This window comes from Helcococcus sueciensis DSM 17243 (assembly GCF_000423145.1).
Taxonomy (GTDB): Bacteria; Bacillota; Clostridia; order Tissierellales; family Peptoniphilaceae; genus Helcococcus; species Helcococcus sueciensis.
This window is the reverse complement of the sequence record NZ_KE383982.1, coordinates 1-26,092: the sequence shown is the minus strand read 5'-3', so window position 1 is coordinate 26,092 and position 26,092 is coordinate 1. Positions and strand designations below refer to the sequence as shown.

Sequence of the window (26,092 nt, the reverse complement as noted above, 5' to 3'; positions counted from 1 at the left end):
ATTTTCTGAGAATTAAGTAAAATTTTCAAAAAAAACGAAAGAAAATGCTTGATTTTCTGAGAATTTAAAAATAAATTTTTAATAACAGAAAATAATCGCGAATTTGTTACAATGATTTAATAAATTCGCCTTTTTTTTCAATTTTGTCCATTTTTTATGTCTATTTTTCCAAGAAATGAGAAATAATTAATGAAAAACCGAAAAATTGGTAAAAACCTTCTGAGAAATTAAAATAAATCCAGAAAAACCGAAATAGCATCTTTTTTGTGTATCATTGACTTGATGTTAAGAGAAATTAAAAATAAATCCAGAAAAACCGAAATATTATCTTTTTTGTGTATCATTGATTTGGCGTTAAGAGAAATAGGTATAAGTGATATTTTCAACGGTGTAATTATAGAATGTTTTTTAGTGATTTCATTAATTTCAACCTACAATCCATAATCTTTGGGGAGTATAAGCCAACTATCGCTTACCGTAGACCGTAAATTCTGGACTTTCTAAAGCTTAAAAATGTTATAATTAGTAAACTGAAGACTATACAAAGCTAGATTCATTTTTTGTGTCATATTTGGAATCAAAGATAAAACAAAATTAAACGGAATGTCTCCTGTTATGTACAGACTACACTCCGCTTAAAATATTATTAAATTATTCCGTGTTTACGGGTTCAGGTCAATCATGACTTCTTCTAAATAGAGCAATTAAAAAAAGATGGTCAATAGATCATCTTTTTTTAATTAAAATTCATAGTTAAAATAAACCAATATACTATAATTCACTAGCTCCAGCAGTACCATCGTATGGATCGTTGATATCAGTGTAGCCACCTGCTGCAAGTGTTCTAGTAAAGTTACTTTCTACAGATTTTAAATCTAATTTATTTACTACTTCAGCATATTTTGTAAATCTTATTAATTGATGTTCTAAGAAATCAACAGTTTTTTCATCTGTTATGTAACCATCTTCATCAAAAATTTTATTTGCATAAGAGATTAAAAATTCATTACCAGGCATTATATATGCGTCAACTCCTGGAGAATCAAGTATTGATTTTAAATGTGATTGAGCTCTTGCAGAACCTTGATCTTTATATGATGCACCAATAATCATTACGGGTTTTCCTTCAAATGGATGAAGTTCATAAGATAGCCATTCCATTAAACTTTTAAGTACTACAGGAATTGTATAATTATGTTCTGGAGTAGCGATAATTACACCATCAGAAGCAATTATTTTATCTGAAATCTCTCTAAGCTTTGGATAATCTTCATGACTTAATTCTTGAGAGAAAATTGGAATTCCTGATATATCTACAATTTCAATTTCTACAAAATCTGAAAATTTAAATTTGGTAAATTCAAGAAGTTTTTTATTTAATGAGTTTTCAAATATAGATCCTACTATACCTATTAATTTCATTGATCCCCTCCTAAGTCATTCCAGTTAAAATTATCAAAATCGTGAATATTGATTAAATTTGATTTATCTAGATGTTTTATAGATTCAGTGAATACTAAAAATTCATCAAATAAATTTTCTAATTCCAATATTTTATCCCTACCTTTTAAATCTCCCCAATCATCAAATGCTTTCTTTGAATATCCAAGTAAATATGCTCTTGAATATACATTTGCATTTATTTCTGGAGAATTTAGTATTTGTCTAAGTACTGTCTGTGCTCTTGATGCACCAAGTCTACCATAGGACACACCAAGTAAAAGAACAGGTTTATGATCTAATGGATGGATTTTATATGACATCCAAGAAAGTAAGTTCAACAAAGCTGCAGTTGGAGTATGATCATACTCTGGTGCTGCAATAATTACACCATCAGCTTCTGTAATTTTTTCTGCAATTTGTAGAACTTCTTTTGGAGTTTCTTTTCCTACAAGTTCATCCATTAAAGGTAGTTTATCTATTTCTAATATTTCAATATCTACTTTGTAAAAGAATTGAGATTGCATATATTCAAGAAGTTTTTTATTTGTTGATTGTGAATAATTGCTACCACAAATTCCAATTAATTTTGTCATTTTGATCCCTTTCTAAGATATATTTTTCTACACCTTTAGTATATTCTATCGTATTATCATCATATATTATTATAGCCTCTAAATCATTATATTTCATCAATTCCTTATCAATTTCTTCATAAGATTTAGCAAATAGTTTTGATGTCCAAATCTCACCATCTATTGATTTATCAGAAATGATTGTAATAGAGGCCATATTAGTTTCAATAGGGTACCCATTTTTGGGATTTAAAATATGATGATATATTTTATTATTTTGTTTAAAATTTCTTTCATATTTTCCCGATGTTACAATTGACATATCATTTATAGCTAAGTCTAATAAATGATTACCTCTTGGCAATCTAGGATTTTGAAGACCTATTCTAAAATTTAAATCCGGCCTATGTATTGCAAATCCTAAAGTTACGATATTTCCACCAAGATTTATTATTGCAGATTTTACATCTTTAGATTCTAAATATTCCTTTATTTTATCTGCTATATATCCTTTTGCCAATGCTCCTAAATCAATTTGCATCCCTTCTTTTTTAAATAGAATGCTTTTATCAGAAGAATTTAGGATAATATCATTTGGATTTGTTAATTTCAATGCTTTTCTGATTTCTATATCATCAGGAACTCTATTATTTGAAAATCCAATATTCCACAGATTTACAATAGGGGCAATACATATATTTAAATTGCTATCGACACTGTGATATTTTCCTATTTCAATAAGATTAAATAAATCATCTGAGACTTTTATTTCATTATTAAAAGCGTGTTTATTTAAATTATATAATTCAGCTTTAGCATCATACATTGAAAATATGCGATTGTAATGATGGAGTAAATTCTCAACTTCATCGATTATATCTTTATTATCATAATCATAGATAGTTATATTAATATATGTTCCCATAAGTTTAATATTTAATTTTAATGGATTATTAAAATTATTAGTCATAATAAATATTATATATCAACAAATAGAAAAATTAAATTTGAATTTACTATTTATATTAAAAATGCTATACTAATGGATAGTAATTTAACAAACTGAGGAAAGGGATAAAAGTGAAGAATTCAATATTTGTAGAAAAAATAGAATATAATTGTAATAAAAAATTAAGTTTAATAAATGAGAGCTTTTCAAGATATGCTTTAAGATCTATATTTGCAGGGGCATTTTTAACTTTTACTACGCTTGCAGGAATATTTGCGGCAGACAATCTAAATTTAATAAATAATGTACTAGGGAAGTTTGGTTTCGCATTTTTATTTAGTTTTGGATTAGTCTATATATTATTTTTAAATGCAGAGCTTGCAACAAGTAATATGATGTATTTGAGTGCAGGTACTTATCTTAAAAAAATAAAAATTATGGAAGCTATTAAAATTTTAATTGTATGTACTTTATTTAATTTAGTAGGAGCACTTATTGCTTCATTTATAATAGGGCAATCTGGAGTCTTAAATAGTTTAAATGAAAATAGTATTTTATTTAGTATAGTGCAAGGTAAATTATCAAATAGTAATTATGAAATATTTAATGGAGGAATACTAGCAAATATATTTGTTAATATCGCAATAATTTCTTATTTACTAATGGATGACTCTAGTGCAAAAATTACTGTTGTAGTATCTGCGGTATTTATGTTTGTATATATTGGATTAGACCATGTGATTGCAAACTTTGCTTCATTTTCACTTGTTTTATGTGGTGGAAAAACAGAATTAGTTAATGGATTTAATTTTATAAATATTTTAAGACAGTGGTCATTTGCTTTTATAGGCAATCTTATAGGCGGAGCAATTATGGGACTTTCATATGCTTATTACAATATTAAACAAAGATTATATATGGATTAAAAAAACAGTATCGGAAATTTCCGATACTGTTTTTAATATAATTTCAAATTAATTCTTTTTATAAATAACACCTATTGTATTGTATCCACAGTGTGATGATACTGTACAACCAGCTCTAGTAATATAAATATTTTTAAAGTTTTTGTATTTAGCTACTTCGTTCTTAACGAATTCTAGATTTTCATCTGTAGAACCTGAATGAGTAATGAAAGCTACTTCTTCATCTATATCGTCGGAGTTATCAAATAACTCATTTACATATTTTTGTAAAACTTTTAATGTATTTCCACGATATTTTGGTCCAACATCCATCGCGCCATGATTGTCATTTCTCACTATAATACTTGGTTTAATATTTAAAATATTAGCTCCCATGGCTTGTAGAGCAGAAACTCTACCACCTTCTTTTAAGTATAATAGCGAATCGACCACAAATGACGTATTTACTTTATTTCTTAAATCACAAACTCTATTGAAAATTTCATTTGCAGGTAGACCTTCATCTCTGAGTTTTGCAGCTTCAAGAATTAGAATAGCAATACCTGTAGATAAATTGTAAGAATCTATAACATACACATTTCCTAATTCTTCTGCAACAATAGCTGCATTTTGATAAGATGAAGATAGCGATGAACCGATAGTAAAATGAATGATATCATATTCATCTTTATCCCATTTTTTAAAATGATCCAAATAATCTTTAACATTTGGAGCAGCAGTTGTAGGAAGTACACCGTGGTTATCATGATATTCATAAATCATATCAGGATTAATATCAACACCATCTCTATATTCTTTACCATCAAGATTGATATATAGTGGTATAATGTGTATATTATGCAATTGTATTAATTTATCACCTAAATCACTTGTGGAATCTGAACTTAATATTATTTTTTTCATAATTCCTCCTTATACATAATATCATGCAATTATATTTTATTAATCAATTGTGTAAATTTAATGTATTAATTTTAAATATATATTTTATTTTTCAATTTCATCAATTATTTTAATAGTATTTTTTTCATTCAATACAGCATCTTCAGAATTACTAAAGTCCTTAGTATATTTATGGAAAATAACTTTTCTAGTTAGCATACTAGTTTTTTCACTTACAATATATACATCGGTAGGTGCTTCTTTTAATTCATAATAATAGATTTTATTATTATATTCTAAAGTTTTTGGACTACTAAAAGTCACTGAAGCAATTAGAAATATCCATATAAATAAATATCCTCCAAATATTGCAATAGAAACTGAAAATAAAAATTTAAATAGCTTATGAATTCTATCTACTTTGAATACAGTCATTATTACAGATATTATTGTAAGTATGTAACTTATGAGTAATGTAGCTATAAGAAAATTATTTATAATTGGTATAAATTCAAATGAAGATATCAATATTATTGTAGATATCAATACTATAGTTGATGGCAAAAGCCAAGTTTTATTTTTCATATTTTCCTCTTGAAATTTTTATATAGTCTTATTATACAAGAAAATATATTTATAACAAAAAAAATAAAAGATTTAATAATTTTAACTGATAAAATTCATGATACAATATATTATATAAAAGATAATTAAATATATTCAAAATACAAATATTATATAAAAATGGGTATATACTTGTAAATAATGGAGTAGGAGGGGACATGAAAAAGCCTAATAGATTAAAAAAAGGTGATAAAGTAGCAATCGTAAGTCTTTCTTTAGGAATTTTAGGAGAAGATTTTACTAAACATCAAAGAGAAATCGCTGAAAAAAGAATGAAGGAAATGGGGCTAGAAGTAGTTTATATGCCTAATTCTACAAAAGGGATTAAGTATTTAGATGAAAATCCAGATAAAAGAGCAGAAGACTTAAAAGAAGCTTTTAAAGATGATTCTATTAAAGCTATTATGACGGCAATTGGTGGTATGGACACATATAGAACATATGAATATCTTTTTGAAGATGAAGAGTTTAAGGATTTAGTAGTTAATAAACCAAAATTATTTACTGGATTTTCTGATACCACAATGAATCATTTAATGTTTCAAAAATTGGGGCTTAATACATTTTATGGGCCTGCATATTTAGTGGATATAGCAGAACTTGAAGATGAAATGCTTCCATATACAAAAGAATATTTCAATTTATATTTTGATGCAAAGGATGAATTTGAAATAAGACCTTCGGAATATTGGTATTTTGATAGAGAGGATCATGGCGTTGACCAAGTAGGTGTAAAACGTAAAAAAATGCAAGAAACAAAGGGATATGAAGTATTAAATGGTAGTGGTAAATTTAGTGGAAAACTTTATGGTGGATGTCTTGATACTATAGGTGATGCTCTTTTAGATCTAGTAGGAAGAGGTGTAGATAAAATAGTTGAAAAATACGAAGTACTCCCAACAATAGATGAATGGAAAGAAAAAATATTATTTGTTGAAACTGCTGGTGAAAAAATGAAACCTGAAAGATTAGAATTAATATTAAATGAATTCAAAAAAAGAGGAGTTTTATCGGCAATTCAAGGGGTTATAGTAGGTAAACCAACCGATGAAACATATTATGAAGAATATAAAGAAGTATATAAAAAAGTATTTAGTGATTTAGATACGCCTATTCTATACAATGTTAATTTTGGACACGCATATCCAAGAGCAATAATACCTTATGGAATAGAAACAGAAGTTGATTTAGATAATAAAAAGATAATCATTAAAGAATCAATATTTAATGATTAGATAATCTAATGAAGAAAAAGTATTAATGAATTCTGATATGAAAAATGTAATACATCAAGAAATATTGAATAGGGAAAAATAGTTCTCTATCATCATACCCAGGTCATAGAAAGTTTGTTAGACTAACGGTTTATGGAAAATGAGAAATGATTTAAAATTAAAAAAAAGGTATATCGGAATAATTTCTGATATACCTTTTTTTAGGTTCTGAAATATTGTTAGGAAACGAGCTATTTGAATCTAATTCTTCAAATTATTCATTATTTGCTATAAATTCAATGAAATTAGACATAAATTTACTCCAAGAAACTTCACTATGGGTTTCATTTTCTCCTATTATAAAATCATAATTATTTATATTCTTTTCTTTAAAATATTTAACAAGTCTGTTTGATTCATGAATATAAGCATCGGTAACCTTTTTTGTTTCAATATCAAATTCTTTGTTATATCCTTCTTTATCACCAACATATACAAAATATTTTGAATCTTTATCAAGACCACATTCGTCAATATATTCTATGAAGTCTTTTGCTTTACTCATTTTGGCAATCCATGATGCAAGAGAAAATAAGCCATAAATTGAAAATATATCTTTATAATTTGCGGCAAAAGCAAGTGTTGACCATGCACCAGCAGAAGAACCTGCTAGAAATCTTGATGATTTATTTGGTTCAAGCGGATATTTTTTCTCTAAATCGGGAATTAAATCATTTATTATAAATTTTGAAAATTCATTAAAACTAGATTTAAGCTCCTTATTGTGATGTGTGATGGAATAGGGAATGTATTCATTTAAACGATTCTCTTTTGCATTATCAAAAGCTATTACAAATAAATCGTCAATATTATTTTTTTCTAAAGCTTCAATAATTCCCCAATTAGCTTTAGTATATTCACTTTCAATAAATACTTCTTTACCATCAAACATATATAGAGTTTTGTATTGTTTATTTTCATCTAATTTCTCAGGTTTTAATATATAGACATTTCTAAGTGTGTCATCATAAAATTTGTATTCTAATATTTCTAATTTCATATAGTCTCCTTTATAAAATTATAGCACAATAAAAAAGAGTCAATAATAATATGGGCTGAATCCCACCGTGTGTATTTCGGATTTTGAGATTCAGCTTAATACTGACTCTATATATTATTTTTTTATTTCGTCTAATTTTTCATGTATTTTATTCATTATATATTTTCTATCTTCGGGATCTTCAATACTTAGTTCATAGATTGAAAATACTAATGTATCTGTTGCCTTGTAATTAGCAAACCATTCATCATATTTACTGTGTAATAATCTAAAATAGTCTACTTGTTCTGGAGTTTGTTTAAAATCTCTACCACGTTTTTATTTTGATGTTTCAAAGCTCTTTTTATACTCTAAAATTATATTAAACAAAAGAAGTAAAGTCAACTATATATAATTGGGTAAATTCATAGCATACAACATAATGTATAAAAAAAACAGATTGCTTAGCAATCTGTTCATTACTTCTTTGTTTTATTGAATTCATCATGTAGGTCAGCTTTTTCAATTTCCCAATGTATTACAATGGTCATAACAACTCTTAAAACAACTACAATGGCAAGTATAGCAAGTTCATTTAAACTTCTCACCACAACAGTCTTGATAATTTCTGAACCTAATTTAAATCCCAAACCTAGTGAAAAAGCTTCACCAAGTAGAATTTTAGTTGTATTTTCTTTTAAATCCATTCCATGTTTTATAAAATTAACAATTGCAGCAAAAGCTCCATATAAAATTATAAACACACCGATAAGCTCAAGTAGAGTTATTGTGATAGGTGCTACAATATTAAGCACATTTTCTAAAAATTCTAGCATATATCCCTCCAAAGATATCTAATATTAAATCTAATATTTATTGTAAAAGTTATATAGTAATTTCTGTCCATCTTCCTGTCTTAAATCTATAGTGAAGTAAGATATATCTTAATAATTGATCTACTAATATACCTATCCATATACCGTGTAGTCCCATATTGAATACATTAACAAGTATTAAAGTAGCAGCTGTTCTAACTATTGATACTGAGATAATAGTTGAATATAATGCAAATTTTACGTCACCACCAGATCTTAAAGCACCACCATAAATGATTTGGGAAATTTGTAATAATACTATAACCATTATATATTTTGTCATTTGTAATCCATATTCAATTAATTGTGCTTGAGTATCTGGATTAAAGAATAATTGCATTAGATTTTCGCCAAATACAAATAATACTACGGATATAATTATTGAAATCATAAAACCAATTCTTTGACAAACATGTACATACTTTATTGCAACATCTTTCTTGTCTGCTCCCAGGGCTCTACCTGATAGAGCAATGGCAGCAACTTGCATACCATCTGCAAATGAAAATGCTATATTTAGATAATTTGATGCTGCATTTTGTGCGGCAAATATATCTGTTCCAAGTTTAGCAGATGTTAAAGCTGTGGCAAGAAAACCGATTCTCATCATTATTGATTCTAAAAATATTGTATATGACAGATTAAATATAGATTTTAAGCTTTCCATTGTTGGCTTAATTTTATGCTTATATATATATTTAACTTGTATCATGCTATTTCTATTATAAAGTGATATAAAACTCATAATAGATGCTACAATAGTTCCTGCAACAGTGGCTATAGCCGCTCCTTGTATTCCCATTGCAGGGAATCCTAGATTACCATTGATTAATAAAAAGTTAAACATTATATTTACAGCTGATGAAACCAAATTTGTTGTAAAAGCAATTTTTGTATTTCCTGAACCTCTTTGTGCAGAGTTTATAGTCATTGCAATTATATTAAAAATTTGTCCAGCTATTATAATTCTTAAATATCCTACAGCAGAATCATGAGTATCTGCATTTGAACCAGATAAACGAATAATATCTTCAATATAAAATAAAAATATTGCAGTTATAAAAACGCATAAAATGATATTAATCGTAAATGCTGTTAGGAAAACTTCATTGGCCCCTTTTTTATCTTCTTGACCTCGTCTTCTAGCTATTAAAGCAGATATAGCTGTGTTTACGGCTATGAATACGGTTAAGGCGATAAATTTCGGTTGATTAGTTAGTCCTATTGCAGAAATAGCATAAGAACCCAATGCTGAAACCATTATTGTATCAATCATACCAGCCAAAGCTATAAAAAAACTCTCTAAAACAGAAGGCCAAGCAATCTTGATAGCTTGCTTGTAAAACTGTTTATCCTTTGATATATTTTGTAACATAAAAACTCCATTCTAATTATAAACAAATTATATTCTAACTCTTATTTCGATTAATTACAAATGTATATAGGATAATTTTAAAATTACTATTAAATTAATTGTTTTCTAAAAATTTCTTAATTTCATCAATAGCTTCATTGAATGATCTTACAAATTTCCCATGTTTTAAAATTGCACCTAGTACATAATGATTCATTCCATATGTTGGAACATCATATTTATTTGCTGATTGGAGTCTAATATCAGAGTTGATACCAATAATTAATTTTGTATCGGTATATAAAGCAATACCTAGTTCAACCATTACACCAGAATCTTCATTTGTCAGATCTGCAATAAATATATCGCATTCTTCTACAGCTTTTGTATCTCCATTATAAATGTCGATAGGAGTAGGAAGAGTTTGCTTATCTTCATTGAAAGGTTGATCTATAGGATTAAATATATCAAGATTAGGGAAATTTTCTCTCAAAAGATTTCCTTCAAGTTTTCTTTGTTGTACTTCTGCTTCATTAAATAATGATCCAGCTAAATATAATTTCATAAAAACCTCCACTAATTTTCTTATATTTTACCATATATATTTTAATAGTTCATTTTAAAAAATAACTATATTTGATATAATTATTGTAACTGTGAATTAAGGAAGAGTTATGAAATTTAAAATAGAAAATTTAGAAGATTTAGAAAAATTTGCTAGAAAATTAGCTTCAAAATTGCAAAATAGAGATGTTATTTCTCTTATAGGTGATTTAGGAGCTGGCAAAACAACATTAGTACAATATTTGGCAAAAGAATTAGGTGTTGATGATTATGTTACTTCACCTACATTTGCGATAGTAAATATTTATTATGGTGATTTTCAAATTAATCATTTGGATTTATATAGGATTGAAGACCCTAGTGAATTAGAACAAATTGATTATGAAACATATTTTTATCCAGATGGAATTACTTTTATAGAATGGGCTGCAATGGGTGGTGACTATTTGCCAGAAGATATGATTGAAATAGAAATTACACAAGTAGATGATAAAAGAATAATCGAAATAAAAGGGAATGTCGACAGATTTTCTGAAATGGGAGAGATTTGATGAGAATTTTAGCGGTAGATACATCAACTATGATGTCGTCAATAAGTATATTAGAAGATGATAAAATAATTGCAGATTCAAGTATCAATCAAGAAGAGACTCATTCAGAAATGTTAGTTCCACTAATAAAAAGAATGCTGGATGATCTTAAAATTAAAGCGAATGATATAGATTTATTTGCGATTGCCAAAGGGCCAGGATCATTTACAGGACTTAGAATAGGTATGACTTCATTAAAAGCTATGGCTCAAGCATTAGATAAACCAATAATTGGGGTCTCAACATTAAAGGGAATGGCATATTCCATTATGAATGATGGATATGTGCTTGCGATTATCGATGCAAGAGGAAATAGATATTTTGCAGGATTATATAAATGGAATAATAATCAATTGGAAATGCAATTTGAAGAAATAATTGAAGAAAATGTACTTGAAGAGAGAATTCAAGAAATAGATAGAATTACAATTGTTGGGGAAGCAATTAGCAAACTTCCAAATAAAATTAAAGAGTTTTCAAATGTTAAATTATCACATCCTGGATTGAATAATGGGATTTCTAGAAATATTGCAGTACTTGCAAAAGAAAAATATGAAAAAGGTGAAATAGATAATACATTTAATATTACGCCGAATTATTTGAGAAAGTCTCAAGCGGAGATTAGTTTTGGAAAATAAATATTATAGAAATCTAGAAGAAAAAGATATTGATACTTTAGTAGAAATAGAGAAGTTTTTTCCAAATCCATGGCCACTTGAAGCTTTTTTTATTGAATTTGAAGGAGAAAATAACAAAACAATTGGCTTAGAAATAGATAATAAATTGATTGGATATATGTTTTATAATGATTATCTTGATGAGATAAATATAAATCATTTTGCAATTCATCCTGATTTTCGAAGAAGAGGATATGCTTCGGATATTATGAATGAATTGATTAGTAGAATGAAAAAGAAACAAATTATTTATCTTGAAGTTAGCACAGAGAATTTGGCAGCTATAAACTTATATAAAAAATTTGGTCTAGAGATTTTATATACAAGAAAAAATTATTATGGTCTTGGAGAAGATGCATATATTATGCAAAGAGGAAAATTACAAGATTAAATCGGTTTAGAATGGGGTAATTATGACAGGTTTAATAAAAGAAAAATTTATAACACTTGGAATTGAATCATCATGTGATGAAACATCAGTTTCAGTGATAGAAAATGGAAATAAAATATTATCAAATACGGTATTTAGTCAAATAAAAACACACAAAAAATATGGTGGAGTAGTGCCAGAAATAGCTTCAAGAGAACATCTTCAAGCTATTAATTATGTAGTTAAGGAGTCTTTAGAAGAAGCAAATAAAACATTTAATGATATTGATTTAATTGCTGTAACTAAAGGACCAGGTCTTGTAGGAGCATTGCTTGTAGGAATTTCCTATGCAAAGGGACTGTCACTTGCAATTGATAAACCAATAATTGGAGTAAATCATATGGAAGGGCATATAAGTGCTAACTATTTAGAGTTTGAAGAATTAGAGCCTCCATTTATATCACTTGTAGTTTCTGGTGGACATACTTATCTTGTAGAAGTACTTACTCATACAGAGTATGTAGTTATTGGACAAACCAGAGATGATGCTGCAGGAGAAAGTTTTGATAAAGTATCAAGATCATTGGGCCTTGGTTATCCAGGTGGTCCAGCTATACAAAAAGCTGCAGAATTAGGAAATCCACATGCTGTTGAATTTCCAAGAATTATGCTTGAAAAAGACTCATATGATTTTAGTTTTAGTGGACTTAAGACTGCTGTTCTTAATTATCTAAACAAAGAAAAAATGGCAGGAAATGAAATAAATGTAAATGATGTAGCAGCGTCATTTCAACAAGCTGTTGTAGATGTATTGGTTGAAAAGTCCATAAGACTTATTAAAGAAAAAAATTATGATAAATTTGTATTATCTGGTGGAGTTGCTGCCAATAAACTACTTAAGGAAGAATTGGCTAAAAAGTTAGAAGAATTAGATATAAAATTTTATTATCCACCATTGTCACTTTCTACAGACAACGCGGCAATGATTGCTGCTGCTGGATATTATAATTATTTAGAATATGGTGCAGATGATTTGAAATTAAATGTAATACCAAATCTTGGATTAGAAAAGGGGTAAAATGTCAGTATTGCTTAGAAATCTTAACAATGAACAAAAAGAGGCTGTTAACACTACAGATGGACCAATTTTAATACTTGCTGGGGCTGGTTCTGGAAAGACAACAGTACTTACAAGAAAAATTGCATATTTAATAGAAAATAAATTGGCTTCAGAATTTGATATTTTAGCATTTACATTTACAAATAAAGCTGCAAATGAAATGAAAGATAGAGTTTCAAGACTTTTAGAAAAAAATGTAGATCATATGTGGATTGGGACATTTCATAGTATATGTTCGAGAATACTTAGAAGAAATATTGAAAAAATAGGATATAAACAAAATTTCACTATTTATGATACTCAGGATTCAAAACAATTAGTAAAACAAATAATGAAAGATTTGAAAATTGATGAAAAGTTTTTATCCATTGCTGAAGTAATCTATGTAATTTTAGATAGTAAAAATAATTTTGTTAAACCAACAGAATTACTAGATAAAGCATTTTATGAGAAACAAAGAAATACTGCACAAATTTATGAAGAATATGAAAAAAGAAAAAAGGCGAATAATGCACTTGATTTCGATGATTTAATTATTAAAACTATAAGTCTATTAAAAAAAGATGATGAAACATTAAATTATTATGCCAATAAATTTAAATATGTATTTGTGGATGAATATCAAGATACAAATAAAGCACAATATGAATTAATAAAATTATTTACAAAAGTTCATGGAAATATTTGCGTGGTAGGTGATAGTGATCAGTCTATTTACTCATGGAGAGGTGCAGATATTTCAAATATTCTAAATTTTGAAAAAGATTTTAAAAAAGCAAAAGTTATATTGTTAGAACAAAATTATCGTTCAACTACAAAAATTTTAGATTCGGCAAATGCCTTAATAAAAAACAATATTGAGCGAAAAGAAAAAAATCTTTGGACTGATAATTCAGTAGGAGAAAAACCAATATATAGAAATTCTTCATCAGAATATGAAGAGGCTTCAGATATTGTCTTAAAAATCCAACAAATGCAACATAAAGGATATGATTTATCGGAAATGGCAATACTTTATAGAACTAATGCACAGTCGAGAGTTTTGGAAGAGAAATTAATGGAAAATCATATTTCTCATAAAATAGTTGGGGGACTTAAATTCTACGATAGAAGGGAAGTTAAAGACATACTTGCATATGTTCAATTTATTGCGAATCCAGATGATAATTTATCACTTAGAAGAATAATAAATTTACCAAAAAGAGGAATTGGTGATACTACAGTAAATAATTTAGAATTCTTTGCAAATCAAACTAATCAATCTATGTTTGATGCAATATTTGATGATGCGATTTCAAATGAATTATCAAAAGGAGCTGTTACTAAACTTCGTAATTTTGGATATGAAATGCAAAGTTTTATTAATTTAATTGATGATTATTTAATTACAGATTTAGTTGAAGAAATATATGAGAAGTCTGGATACAAAAAAATGCTTGAAAGTTCAAAAAAGATTGAGGATGCTTCAAGAATAGAAAATATCGGTCAATTAATCACAGCTGTTGCAGAATTTGAAAGAACACATGAAGATGCAACAGTTTATGATTATTTACAAAATGTAAATTTACTTTCGGATACCGATAAAACTGAAGATTCAAATGGAATTAGTTTGATGACAATTCATGCTGCAAAAGGGCTAGAATATGAAGTAGTATTTTTAGCGGGAATGGAAGATGGACTATTTCCAAGTCTTAGAACTATTGAAGAAGGTGGGCTAGAAGAAGAAAGAAGACTATGTTATGTTGCAATAACAAGAGCAAAACAAAGATTATTTATTTCTTCGGCATCTACAAGAACTATGTATGGAAGAAGTTCATATACAAAAAAATCTAGATTTATTGATGAAATTATAGAATATTTAGATGAAGAAAAACCTAAAGTTCAAGAAACACAATCAATTTCTTATGATGATATATTCGATTCATTTGAAATAAAGAGAGAAAGAATTCGTCAAGAAATTCAGGAAAAGAAAAAGAGATTTGAAGATTCACTTAATATGAAATTTAATATTGGTAATACAGTTATGCATAAAAAGTTTGGAAAAGGAATGGTAATCTCCATAACAGAAAAAGATGATGGAGATGAATTGCTAGTTAATTTCGAAAAAGCAGGATTGAAAAAATTAGATGCTAAATTAGCAAAATTAAAGAAGATTTGAGGCTATTATGGAAAGAATGAGAGAATTAATAGATAAAATAAAAGAGCTTAATTATCATTATTATACATTAGATGATCCTTTAGTTTCAGATACTGAATATGATGCTTTGTATTATGAGTTAAGAGATTTAGAAGAGTCGGAAGGGATTATTTTAGAAGATTCTCCGACACAAGTGGTTGGAGACAAGGTGCTTGATAAATTTGTTAAGCATACTCATCTTGGAAGGCTTTATTCTCTTGATAAGGCTCAATCATATGAAGAAATCGAAGCATGGATACAAAGAGCAAATAGGCTTCGTGATGAATACAATAATGCTAATTCTGATAAATTACCAGAAATAGAATATGTAGTTGAATTAAAATTTGATGGACTTACTATTAATCTAACATATAACAATGGTAAACTTATAAATGCTGCAACAAGAGGTACTGGAGTTATAGGAGAAGAAATTTTACCTCAAGTAAAGACTATTAAATCCATCCCTACAAATATATATTATAAAGGGTTAATTGAAGTTTCTGGTGAAGGTGTAATGCCTTTATCTAGATTGAAAGAATATAATGAAAATAATGAAGAAAAGTTAAAAAATGCTAGAAATGCAGCTGCTGGAGCATTGAGAAATCTTGATCCAAAAGTTACAAGATCAAGACATTTAGAATGCTATTTATATAATATAACTTTTATGCAAGAAAATATAATTGATTCTCAAATAGATGTATTTAATTTCTTGAAAGAAAATGGATTTAATACATATCCATTCTTAGAAAAGGTTAAAGATTTTCAAAGCCTTATACAAGTAATTGAAAAAATTGGTACATTAAGAAAAGAAATAGATGTATTAACCGATGGTGTAGTAATTAAGATAAATGATTTTAGAACAAGGCAAGTTTTAGGTTATACTAATAAATTCCCTAGATGGGCAATTGCTTATAAATTTGAAGCAGAAAAATATACAACTATCATAAAAGAGGTAATATGGAATGTTGGTCGAACTGGAAAAGTCACCCCTGTAGCTCTTTTAGATCCAGTTGATATCGATGGGGTTACAGTTCAAAGAGCAACATTAAATAATTATGATGACATTTTAAGAAAAAAGGTAAGACTTGGTTCAGAGGTTATCATACGTAGATCCAATGATGTTATACCAGAGATACTTACTGCAATAGATGAGAATTTGGATGGCACGACTGAAATTGAAAAGCCAGTTTATTGTCCATATTGTCATACTAAATTGATATATGATAATGTACACATATATTGTCCAAATGCAATTGATTGTAAGCCACAAATGAGTGCGAGATTAACACATTTCGCTTCAAGAGAGGCGATGAATATTGAAGGTTTATCAGAAAAAACAATTGAAAAAATGATTGAAGTTTTAGATATATCTGAAATCGATGATTTATATGATTTAACAGCAGAAGATTTGTATAAACTCGAAGGTTTTAAAGATAAAAGGGTAAATAATACTCTTGAATCTATTGAAAAATCAAAAAGTGTAAAACTTTCATCCTTTATATATGCACTTGGAATTCCAAATGTTGGAGTAAAGACTGCACAAGATTTAGTAGAATATTTTAAAACTTTAGAAAATATAAAAAATGCAAGTTTCGAAGAATTGATAAAAGTAAATGATATAGGAGATATAACTGCGAAGGGAATCCTAGATTATTTTAATGATGAACATATAGAATATGCTTTACGAAAACTATTGGATAAAGGTATAATATTTGAAGAGGTAGATGAAGAAAAGTCTGATGAATTGGAAGGTCTAACAATTGTAGTTACTGGAACGATAGAAGGATATAATCGTAAAGAAATTCAAGATAGATTGAAAAATATGGGAGCAAAAGTCACCTCTCAAGTATCTAATTCAACAGATATAGTTTTAGCAGGAAAGAGCGCAGGTTCGAAACTAACTAAAGCTAGGGAATTAAATATAAAAGTGTATGAAAATCAAGAATTAAATGAATTTTTGGAAAGGTTAAGAAAATGAATGTAGAAAGATATTATAATAGAGCATATTTACGACTTCCTGAAGATAAGAAAGAAAGGGAAATACAAATATCCAAATTTATAAAAGTAGTTGAAATGGTAGATCATATTATGGATTACTCTACTGAAGGTGGAGAATATTTTGAAATTACTTCTGAAATTTTTTCTAAATTAAGAGAAGATGAGATAGAAGAATCAACGGATAGAGAATTAATATTTCAAAATACAAAACATAGAGAATATGGTTATTTCAAATTAGATAAAGTATTGGAAGATTAGGTGAGTTATGGATATTAAAACATTACATGAAAAGTATAAAAATGGGGAATTAACGGTAGCCTCATATATAGAAAAAATATATGAAAATATAGAAAACAATAAATATAATTCATATATTACATTAAACAAAGAAGAAGCATTAAATCAAGCAAAAGAACTTGATGAAAAAATTAAAAACGGTTCTGAAATAGATGGACTATTTGGAGTTCCAGTTGCTGTAAAAGATAATATACTTACAGATGGTTTGAGAACAACAGCAGCATCAGAATCATTATCAAATTTTGTACCTTTTTTTGATGCGGATATAATTGAAAAGTTAAAACAGACAGATGCAATAATCATTGGAAAGGCAAATATGGATGAATATGCGATGGGATCATCATCTGAAACTTCATATTTTGGAGCATCTATAAATCCTTTTGATCCAAGTTTAAGTCCAGGAGGATCATCATCAGGTACAGCTACTGCAATTGCTGCAGAAGAAGCAGTTGTAGGATTTGGAACTGACACAGGTGGTTCAGTTAGAACACCAGCAGATTTTTGTAATATAGTAGGTTTTGCACCTACATATGGTGCAATATCCAGATATGGCGTAATTTCAATGTCAAATAGTTTTGATAGAGTTGGAATTATGGCAAATAATGTAGAAGATATTAGAGTTTTGTTTGATGTATCACGTGGAAAATCTGATATGGACTTTACTTCACATAATTTACAGGAATTCGATGAAGATATAAATTTAAGCGATATAAAAATTGCCACGATAAAATTAAAAGATGAATATAATGTAAACCCAGAAATTAGAAGTTTATTCAGTGAAAGCCTTGAAAAAATCAAATCTACAGGGGCAGTAATTGAAGAGATAGAACTTGAACATTTAGAAGCATTAAATCAAGTATATACAGTTATAATGTCTGTAGAAGTAGAATCAAACATTGCTAAAATAGATGGTTTAAGATATGGAGAATCCGTTGAAGAATATAATTCAACAGAAGATTTTTATATTTCTAATAGAAGTGAACATTTTGGTGAAGAAGTAAAGAGAAGGATAGCTTTAGGAAATTATTTCTCATCTAAAGATACAGACCAAAAATACTACAAAAAAGCAATGGAAATTAGATATCAAGTTAGAAGTCAAATAAATGAATTATTAGATAAATATGATGTAATATTAACACCTACAACAATTGATTTACCAAGAAAAGTAGGAGAAACAAGCGAAGATTCTTTTGCATCATTTGATACTGGAATGTTCAATACAATTACTAATTTATCCGATATTCCAGCAATATCACTACCTATTTCTAAGGAAAGACTAGGTTCAATCCAAATTGCTGGAAATAGAAATGAAGACATGAAATTATTAAAAATTGCAGAAGAAATAGAAAGGAGCCTATAATGAAAACAATAATTGGTTTAGAAATACATGCGGAACTTTCAACCAAAACAAAAATGTTTTGTTCATGTAAAAATGAATTCGGTCAAGCTCCTAACACTTTAGTTTGCCCAACCTGCTTAGGATTTGTTGGAACATTTCCAAGAATAAATAGAAAAGCATTGCAATTAGCTATAAAAGCAGGTATTGCTTTCGATTGTGATATTAGACAGTCAATGAAATTTGATAGAAAAAAATATTTTTATCCTGATTTAACAAAAGGATTCCAAATAACTCAACAGGATGAACCTTTTGCAGAAAATGGATATCTTGAAATAGAATCTGAAGATGATTTAAAAAAGATTAGAATTCAAAGAATCCATGTAGAAGAAGATACTGGTAAATCAACACATACAGATGATGGGAAAACTTTATTAGACTATAATAGAGCAGGGGTTCCTCTTATAGAAATAGTTACAAAACCAGATATTTCATCTGCGAGTGAAGCTAAAACCTTTTTAGAAGATTTAAGACAAAGATTAAGATATATCGAAGTTTCTGATGGAAAGATGGAAGAAGGTTCATTAAGATGTGATGTTAATGTCAATATAAAAGATGATAATGGATTGACTCATGCAATTGCTGAAATTAAAAATCTTAACTCTTTCAGAGCTGTTGAAAAAGCTATTTTATATGAAGAAAAAAGACAATTAGAAAATCTTCAAAAAGGAGAAACATCTTCAAAAGAAACTAGAAGATGGGATGAAGCTTCAGGCACAACAATTTTAATGCGTAAAAAAGATGAAGAAAATGATTACAGATTCACTGTAGAATCAGATATGCCAAGAATAAATCTTTCAGACGAATTTATAGAAGAAATTAAGAAAAGTTTACCTGAACTTCCAAGAGATAAAAAATTAAGATATCAAAAAGAATATGGTCTAAATGATTATGATTCAAATGTATTATCAAAAGATAGAGAGTTATCTCTATACTATGAAAATCTTGTAAGTGAGTTCAATGAACCTGAATTAATAGCTAATTGGATATTGACCGAAGCTTTAAGAAGAATTAAAGAACATGAAATTGAAATATCAGATATTAAACTTTCAAATGAAAACTTTATTAAACTATTAAAGCTTGTAAAAGAAGAAAAAATTTCAAATAATAATGCTAAGAAGATTTTCAGAGAAATTTTTGAATCAAATGAAAATCCAGAAAAGATTATGAAGGAAAGAGGACTTGAACAAAACAATGATTCAGAATTCTTGGTTAAACTTATAGATCAAGTATTGGATCAAAATCCTCAATCAATTGAAGATTATAAAGCAGGTAAAGATAGGACATTAGGTTTCTTAGTAGGACAAGTTATGAAACAATCAAAAGGACAAGCAAATCCTCAAGAGGCTAATAAGATAATAAGACAGGAATTAGATAAAAGATGAAAATCATTCTTTCAAGTTCAAATAAAGACAAAATTAAAGAAATTCAATCAATACTGGGTTCAGACTATGAACTAGTATTAAAATCAGATATAGGATACAAAGACTTAGAAGTCGATGAAAATGGGGATACTTTAAGAGAAAATGCTTATTTAAAAGCAAAAGCTCTTTATGATTTAACTAATGAAAATATAATAGCTGATGATACGGGACTTTTTGTAGAAGCTCTAAATGGAAATCCTGGAGTTCATACAGCAAGATATACCGGTGAAAATGCGACTTACGATTCAAATAATGAAAAACTATTAGAAGCATTAAAAAACTATAAAAACAAAGAAGATAGAAAAGCATATTTTATGACTACAATTTGTTTAATTACAAAAGAAGGAAAAGAATATTATGCAGAAGGCAAATTGGACGGTTATATCGCATTTGAAAAACGTGGAGATAATAAATTTGGTTATAATCCAATCTTTGAAGTTGAAGATTATAATAAGACATTAGCAGAATTTACTGATGAAGAAAGAGTTTCTATCAATCATAGAAAAAGAGCTTTAGATAATCTTAAAGAATTACTAGAAAGTGTGAATATATGAAAGTAGCAGTAGTATCAGATACGCATGGTAGAATTGAACCATTTTTAAATACACTAAAACAATTTAATGATGTTGAGCTAATAATCCATCTTGGCGATACTGTGGAAGATGCAACTAAAATTCGTGAAAAGACTAAATTACCAATGTTCGTAGTTCGTGGAAACAACGACTACATGGATGTCAATACACCATGGAGAGAACTTGTTCGAATAAATGGTCACAAAATACTACTAACTCATGGTCATCGTGAGGGTGTAAACTTTGGTGAAACTAAATTATATTATGCAGCGAAAGAAGCTGAAGCCGAAATGGTTATCTACGGTCATACTCATGTATATTTGTATGAGGAAATAGAAGGAATAAAAATATTAAATCCGGGATCTGCAGGATATGATAGGGGATTTGAATATGAATCATTTGTACTAATGGATGTTACATCTGAAGATATTAGTATTGAGAGAATAAAATTAGAAAGATAATATTATCAAAAAAGGATTCTACACGGAATCCTTTTTTTATATAGATCTTAAAACAATAGTTTAACAGTTTTATTTTTATTATAAAATATAAATAGTTTATTTGTTAAAAACAAAGAATAAACTATGAAAATTATCAATTGTTACAATTATTTCATAAATGAAGTTATATGAATAAATGAATAAAAATTCGGTTTTAAGGATAATACGATTCAAAAAATGGCTAAAAACAGCTAAAAAACAGATGTTAAGAATTAAGTAGAAGGGGAAACATGTGTGATAGACTGGATTAAGGCTATTTAGATAGATATTATATATATATATAATTTAATTAAGAAAGTGTGGTTTAAAACTTTCTAGGTAATTAATTAAAAACAATATAATTAGAAGGGGGAATATTGTGAATAGCAAAAGTAGGAAGATTATTGCTTTACTTTTAGCTTTAGTATTAATGTTGCCATTTGTAACAGTTGATGCTAGAGCGGAAGGTGAAGAACAGGTAACAGTTGATGTTTCATTAAACACTCAATTTAGGGATAAAGATGGAAAATATTCAAGAATCCCTAATGCAGTATCAAAGGCTGTAAACACAGAAACAGGAGAAGAATTTATCTTTAAGATGGATGCAGAAGGTAATATACCTTACCTAAAACTACCATCAGGAACATATAAATTATCTATAGTTTCTGTTCCAGAAGATTTTTCTGAAGGTAAAAGACTAGATCTTAGCTATACAGAGACTGTAACAATAGAAGAAACTAGTCGTGCTAAAGGATGGAAAGTTACTGTAAAAGAAATCCCAACAATTGATGTTTCATTAAATACTCAATTTAGGGATAAAGATGGAAAATATTCAAGAATCCCTAATGCAGTATCAAAAGCTGTAAACACTGAAACAGGAGAAGAATTTATCTTCAAGATGGATGCAGAAGGAAATATACCTCACTTACAAATACCATCAGGAACATATAAATTATCTATAGTTTCTGTTCCAGAAGAATTTTCTGAAGGTAAAAGACTAGATCTTAGCTATACAGAGACTGTAACAATAGAAGAAACTAGTCGTGCTAAAGGATGGAAAGTTACTGTAAAAGAAATCCCAACAATTGATGTTTCATTAAATACTCAATTTAGGGATAAAGATGGAAAATATTCAAGAATCCCTAATGCAGTATCAAAAGCTGTAAACACTGAAACAGGAGAAGAATTTATCTTCAAGATGGATGCAGAAGGAAATATACCTCACTTACAACTACCATCAGGAACATATAAATTATCTATAGTATCAGTTCCAGAAGAATTCTCTGAAGGTAAAAGACTAGATCTAAGCTATACAGAAACTGTAACAATAGAAGAAACTAGTCGTGCTAAAGGATGGAAAGTTACTGTAAAAGAATTGCCAGCAGATGAAGAACCTGAAGTTGAAAAATGGCAATTTGGTGCAAGACTTTCATTTAGAAACCTATCAGGTAAAAACTATGAAAGTTTAGAAAAAACTGATAAACCATGGAAATCTGTAACTGGAGCGGTAATAAAAATAACAAATAGTGAAACAAATAAAGTTTATGAATTCGTAACTAATGAATCAGGTTCACATCAACTTGTAGAAACTGGTAAATATACAATTGAATTAGTATCAGTTCCAGAAGAATTAAAAGATAAATTCGAATGGCCAGAAGCTAAAGAAATTGAAATAAAGGGATCTTCATTCTTTGGATTTAATGTAGTAGAAAAAATCCCAACAATTGATGTTTCATTAAACACACAATATATGGATTTAGATAGAAACTTCTCTAGAATACCTAATGCAGTATCAAAGGCTGTAAATACAGAAACAGGAGAAGAATTTATCTTCAAGATGGATGCAGAAGGTAATATACCTCACTTACAATTACCATCAGGAACTTATAAATTATCTATAGTTTCAGTTCCAGAAGAATTCGCTGAAGGTAAAAGACTAGACCTTAGCTATACTGAAACTCTAACAATAGAAGAAAATAGTCGTGCAAAAGGGTGGAAAGTTACTGTAAAAGAATTACCAGAAGTTGAAAAAGGCTATGTAACTCATGGTATTTATATTGATGGCAAGAGACAAGATGTTCAAAATGGAAAAACTCCAGAAGAGTCACTACCAGAAGAATTAAGAAACTTAAATGTTAAACTTACAAAAGTTGATGATTCATCAATAGTTTATGAAGGAGCATTAGGTCCATGGAGAGGTTCTGAAGGATATCCAGTTTCTAAAAATTTTGATCTTAAAGGAATACCTACTGGAGAATACAAGATTGAAATCTCAGGATTTGATGCAGAAAATTCCAAATATAAAATTGTAAGAGGAAAAGAAAATCCACTTATAGATGGTGAAATTATAATAGTAACTACAAAAACAGCTAATCATTTTGTACATTTTATAACAAGTGACATAGTTCCACAAGAACCAGGTAAAGACAAACCAATAGTTCCTGAAAACTATGTACTAGTAGAATTTTTAGAAGGTGAAAATGGTACAATAGCTGAAACTGAAACAACAAAATACTGGGTAAATCCAGAAGCAGGAAAGACAGTTGCAGATGTAGCTAAGCCAACTGTTACTCCAGAAGAAAACTGGAAGCATACAGGATGGGATAAAGAAGATACAACAGCAATTACAGAAGCATTGACTGTAACAGCACAATACAAAGCAAAAGTTGTAACAGAAGATCCAAATGATGAAGATTATGTAAAAGTAAGCTTTGAAACAACAAGAGGAAAAGTAGAAGGAACTGCAGAATACTGGGTACTAAAAGATGAACAAGTAGAATTTGAAGTACCAACAGTAAATATGGATGATGTAGAAAACTATACATTCAAATCATGGGATCCAGCGATAAAAGCAAGCTACTCAGAAGATACAGTTCACAATGCAACATTCACATACACAGGTGAAGATATAGTTTCACAACCAGGAGAAGAAAGACCAGATGTACCAGAAAACTTTGTATTAGTAGAATTCAAAGAAGGAGAACATGGTACACTTGAAGGAACAACTAAGTACTGGGTAAATCCAGAAGCAGGAAAGACAGTTGCAGATGTAGCTAAGCCAACTGTTACTCCAGAAGAAAACTGGAAGCATACAGGATGGAATAAAGAAGATACAACAGCAATTACAGAAGCATTGACTGTAACAGCACAATACAAAGCAAAAGTTGTAACAGAAGATCCAAATGATGAAGATTATGTAAAAGTAAGCTTTGAAACAACAAGAGGAAAAGTAGAAGGAACTGCAGAATACTGGGTACTAAAAGATGAACAAGTAGAATTTGAAGTACCAACAGTAAATATGGATGATGTAGAAAACTATACATTCAAATCATGGGATCCAGCGATAAAAGCAAGCTACTCAGAAGATACAGTTCACAATGCAACATTCACATACACAGGTGAAGATATAGTTTCACAACCAGGTGAAGATAGACCAGATGTACCAGAAAACTTTGTATTAGTAGAATTCAAAGAAGGAGAACATGGTACACTTGATGGAGCAACTAAGTACTGGGTAAATCCAGAAGCAGGAAAGACACTTGCAGATGTAGCTAAGCCAACTGTTACTCCAGAAGAAAACTGGAAGCATACAGGATGGAATAAAGAAGATACAACAGTAATTACAGAAGATTTAGAAGTAACTGCTCAGTATGAAGAAAATGATAACGTAAAATATGAACCTGAAACAGATCCAATAGTAAAAGAACCAGGCGAACCAACAACAGAAGAAGAAGTAATTGATAAGGTAAGAATTCCAGATTATCCAGAAGATAAGGAAGCTCCAAAGATTACAGTAGAAAACCCTGAAGATTTACCAGATGGAAATACACCAGGTGAATATGAAGTGCCTGTTATAGTTGAATATCCAGATGGATCAAAAGATAAAACAACAGTAACGGTAATTGTTAAAGACAAACCAGCACCTGAAAAATCAAAGACGCCAATAGTAGATAAGATTACAGAAGGTGACGATAAGATAACAGGGGGCGGAGAACCAGGATCAGACATTATAGTAGAATTACCAGATGGAACAAAGATACCAGGAAAAGTTGATGAAAACGGAAAATGGGAAGTAGAAATTCCAGCTGATAAGAAACTAAACAAAGATGATAAGATTAAAGTGGTTCAAAAAGAAAAAGGTAAATTAATTTCTAATACAATTGAAGTAATTGTTAATGGAAAAGAAGCTAAAAAACCAAGTACAGTAAATCCAAGAACTGGTGATGCAGGTGTAATGATGACATCAGTAATTACTGTATTATCAGTTGTAGCTTATGTATTTACTAGAAAATTAAAAAAAGAAGACTAATTAAATTAGGCTAATAAATTTTTAGACTGCCTTAGGGCAGTCTTTTTTTATAATAAAATTACAAATAATAATTTATCGTAATTAGTTACAATAATTTTAGATTTTTATACAAGTAAACTACAATATAAAAATAGTGTCAGTTCATAGTGAACTGACCCCAAAAAGTTGGACCTAAAAATAACTTTGAGGAGGTCAGTTTTTAGTACCATAAATAGTGTAAGAAAGAAAATTATTTCTATCTT

General features: G+C 28.6%; 23 protein-coding genes. 14 read left to right on the top strand and 9 right to left on the bottom strand.

Going from position 1 to position 26,092, the window contains the following annotated elements; genetic code table 11:
• Positions 1 to 771 precede the first annotated feature (771 nt).
• Genes G534_RS0107385 through G534_RS0107375 form a run of 3 tightly spaced genes read right to left on the bottom strand, consistent with a single transcriptional unit; the run spans position 772 to position 2,985 of the window.
• Complete coding sequence (locus G534_RS0107385) at positions 772 to 1,422, bottom strand: NADPH-dependent FMN reductase (RefSeq protein ID WP_027348530.1); 651 nt, start codon at positions 1,420 to 1,422, stop codon at positions 772 to 774.
• A complete protein-coding gene (locus G534_RS0107380; protein WP_027348529.1) occupies positions 1,419 to 2,036 on the bottom strand; it encodes an NADPH-dependent FMN reductase in 618 nt (205 codons plus the stop codon). Before G534_RS0107380 ends, G534_RS0107385 begins: the two co-directional genes overlap by 4 nt.
• Complete coding sequence (locus G534_RS0107375; RefSeq protein WP_034596143.1) at positions 2,008 to 2,985, bottom strand: FAD:protein FMN transferase; 978 nt, start codon at positions 2,983 to 2,985, stop codon at positions 2,008 to 2,010. Before G534_RS0107375 ends, G534_RS0107380 begins: the two co-directional genes overlap by 29 nt.
• 110 nt (positions 2,986 to 3,095) lie before the next feature.
• On the opposite strand from G534_RS0107375, the gene G534_RS0107370 reads away from it, so the two are divergent.
• Positions 3,096 to 3,890, top strand: coding sequence for a formate/nitrite transporter family protein (locus tag G534_RS0107370; protein WP_034596142.1), 795 nt, complete (start codon positions 3,096 to 3,098; stop codon positions 3,888 to 3,890).
• Between the two features lie 48 nt (positions 3,891 to 3,938).
• On the opposite strand, the gene G534_RS0107365 is transcribed toward G534_RS0107370, so the two are convergent.
• Together G534_RS0107365 and G534_RS0107360 are read right to left on the bottom strand one after the other, a co-directional pair.
• The gene (locus G534_RS0107365; RefSeq protein ID WP_027348526.1) at positions 3,939 to 4,793 is read right to left on the bottom strand and encodes a DegV family protein; all 855 of its coding nucleotides are present in this window, start codon (positions 4,791 to 4,793) and stop codon (positions 3,939 to 3,941) included.
• 84 nt (positions 4,794 to 4,877) lie between these two features.
• A complete protein-coding gene (locus G534_RS0107360) occupies positions 4,878 to 5,357 on the bottom strand; it encodes a hypothetical protein (protein WP_027348525.1) in 480 nt (159 codons plus the stop codon).
• Positions 5,358 to 5,554: 197 nt separating this feature from the next.
• On the opposite strand from G534_RS0107360, the gene G534_RS0107355 reads away from it, so the two are divergent.
• Positions 5,555 to 6,631 carry a S66 family peptidase gene (locus G534_RS0107355; protein WP_027348524.1) on the top strand — a complete coding sequence of 359 codons (1,077 nt, stop codon included), beginning with the start codon at positions 5,555 to 5,557 and terminating at the stop codon, positions 6,629 to 6,631.
• A gap of 253 nt (positions 6,632 to 6,884) precedes the next feature.
• Here the strand turns inward: G534_RS0107355 and G534_RS0107350 are convergent, their stop codons facing one another.
• The 4 genes from G534_RS0107350 to G534_RS0107335 form a co-directional block, all read right to left on the bottom strand.
• The gene (locus G534_RS0107350; RefSeq protein ID WP_027348523.1) at positions 6,885 to 7,670 is read right to left on the bottom strand and encodes an alpha/beta hydrolase-fold protein; all 786 of its coding nucleotides are present in this window, start codon (positions 7,668 to 7,670) and stop codon (positions 6,885 to 6,887) included.
• A gap of 458 nt (positions 7,671 to 8,128) precedes the next feature.
• On the bottom strand, positions 8,129 to 8,485 hold the full coding sequence (locus G534_RS08260) for a DUF1622 domain-containing protein (protein ID WP_034596141.1): 357 nt from the start codon (positions 8,483 to 8,485) through the stop codon (positions 8,129 to 8,131).
• 49 nt (positions 8,486 to 8,534) lie between these two features.
• The gene (locus G534_RS0107340) at positions 8,535 to 9,899 is read right to left on the bottom strand and encodes an MATE family efflux transporter (protein ID WP_027348522.1); all 1,365 of its coding nucleotides are present in this window, start codon (positions 9,897 to 9,899) and stop codon (positions 8,535 to 8,537) included.
• A gap of 94 nt (positions 9,900 to 9,993) precedes the next feature.
• Complete coding sequence (locus G534_RS0107335) at positions 9,994 to 10,443, bottom strand: nucleoside 2-deoxyribosyltransferase (RefSeq protein ID WP_027348521.1); 450 nt, start codon at positions 10,441 to 10,443, stop codon at positions 9,994 to 9,996.
• A 109-nt stretch (positions 10,444 to 10,552) separates the two neighbouring features.
• Here G534_RS0107335 and tsaE point away from each other — a divergent pair, with 109 nt between their 5' ends.
• The 12 genes from tsaE to G534_RS08475 all read left to right on the top strand — a co-directional run bounded on the left by tsaE (position 10,553) and on the right by G534_RS08475 (position 25,850).
• Positions 10,553 to 10,993, top strand: coding sequence for a tRNA (adenosine(37)-N6)-threonylcarbamoyltransferase complex ATPase subunit type 1 TsaE (gene tsaE / locus G534_RS0107330; RefSeq protein WP_027348520.1), 441 nt, complete (start codon positions 10,553 to 10,555; stop codon positions 10,991 to 10,993).
• A complete protein-coding gene (tsaB, locus tag G534_RS0107325) occupies positions 10,993 to 11,670 on the top strand; it encodes a tRNA (adenosine(37)-N6)-threonylcarbamoyltransferase complex dimerization subunit type 1 TsaB (protein WP_027348519.1) in 678 nt (225 codons plus the stop codon). Before tsaE ends, tsaB begins: the two co-directional genes overlap by 1 nt.
• On the top strand, positions 11,660 to 12,100 hold the full coding sequence (gene rimI / locus G534_RS08800; RefSeq protein WP_027348518.1) for a ribosomal protein S18-alanine N-acetyltransferase: 441 nt from the start codon (positions 11,660 to 11,662) through the stop codon (positions 12,098 to 12,100). The genes tsaB and rimI overlap by 11 nt, the downstream gene beginning before the upstream one ends.
• A gap of 22 nt (positions 12,101 to 12,122) precedes the next feature.
• A complete protein-coding gene (gene tsaD / locus G534_RS0107315; RefSeq protein ID WP_034596140.1) occupies positions 12,123 to 13,157 on the top strand; it encodes a tRNA (adenosine(37)-N6)-threonylcarbamoyltransferase complex transferase subunit TsaD in 1,035 nt (344 codons plus the stop codon).
• A 1-nt stretch (position 13,158) separates the two neighbouring features.
• The gene (locus G534_RS0107310) at positions 13,159 to 15,357 is read left to right on the top strand and encodes an ATP-dependent helicase (RefSeq protein ID WP_027348516.1); all 2,199 of its coding nucleotides are present in this window, start codon (positions 13,159 to 13,161) and stop codon (positions 15,355 to 15,357) included.
• Positions 15,358 to 15,364: 7 nt separating this feature from the next.
• Positions 15,365 to 17,353 carry an NAD-dependent DNA ligase LigA gene (gene ligA, locus G534_RS0107305; RefSeq protein WP_027348515.1) on the top strand — a complete coding sequence of 663 codons (1,989 nt, stop codon included), beginning with the start codon at positions 15,365 to 15,367 and terminating at the stop codon, positions 17,351 to 17,353.
• Positions 17,350 to 17,631: an Asp-tRNA(Asn)/Glu-tRNA(Gln) amidotransferase subunit GatC gene (locus G534_RS08255; protein ID WP_034596139.1), complete on the top strand. Its 282-nt coding sequence runs from the start codon at positions 17,350 to 17,352 to the stop codon at positions 17,629 to 17,631. The genes ligA and G534_RS08255 overlap by 4 nt, the downstream gene beginning before the upstream one ends.
• A gap of 7 nt (positions 17,632 to 17,638) precedes the next feature.
• Complete coding sequence (locus G534_RS0107295) at positions 17,639 to 19,030, top strand: amidase family protein (protein WP_027348514.1); 1,392 nt, start codon at positions 17,639 to 17,641, stop codon at positions 19,028 to 19,030.
• Positions 19,030 to 20,451, top strand: coding sequence for an Asp-tRNA(Asn)/Glu-tRNA(Gln) amidotransferase subunit GatB (gene gatB / locus G534_RS0107290; RefSeq protein WP_027348513.1), 1,422 nt, complete (start codon positions 19,030 to 19,032; stop codon positions 20,449 to 20,451). Before G534_RS0107295 ends, gatB begins: the two co-directional genes overlap by 1 nt.
• Positions 20,448 to 21,044 (top strand): RdgB/HAM1 family non-canonical purine NTP pyrophosphatase, encoded by a 597-nt coding sequence (gene rdgB / locus G534_RS0107285; protein ID WP_027348512.1) that lies wholly within the window; start codon positions 20,448 to 20,450, stop codon positions 21,042 to 21,044. Before gatB ends, rdgB begins: the two co-directional genes overlap by 4 nt.
• Complete coding sequence (locus G534_RS0107280) at positions 21,041 to 21,523, top strand: metallophosphoesterase family protein (RefSeq protein WP_027348511.1); 483 nt, start codon at positions 21,041 to 21,043, stop codon at positions 21,521 to 21,523. The genes rdgB and G534_RS0107280 overlap by 4 nt, the downstream gene beginning before the upstream one ends.
• Before the next feature lie 397 nt (positions 21,524 to 21,920).
• Positions 21,921 to 25,850: a Rib/alpha-like domain-containing protein gene (locus tag G534_RS08475; protein ID WP_027348510.1), complete on the top strand. Its 3,930-nt coding sequence runs from the start codon at positions 21,921 to 21,923 to the stop codon at positions 25,848 to 25,850.
• Positions 25,851 to 26,092 lie beyond the last annotated feature (242 nt).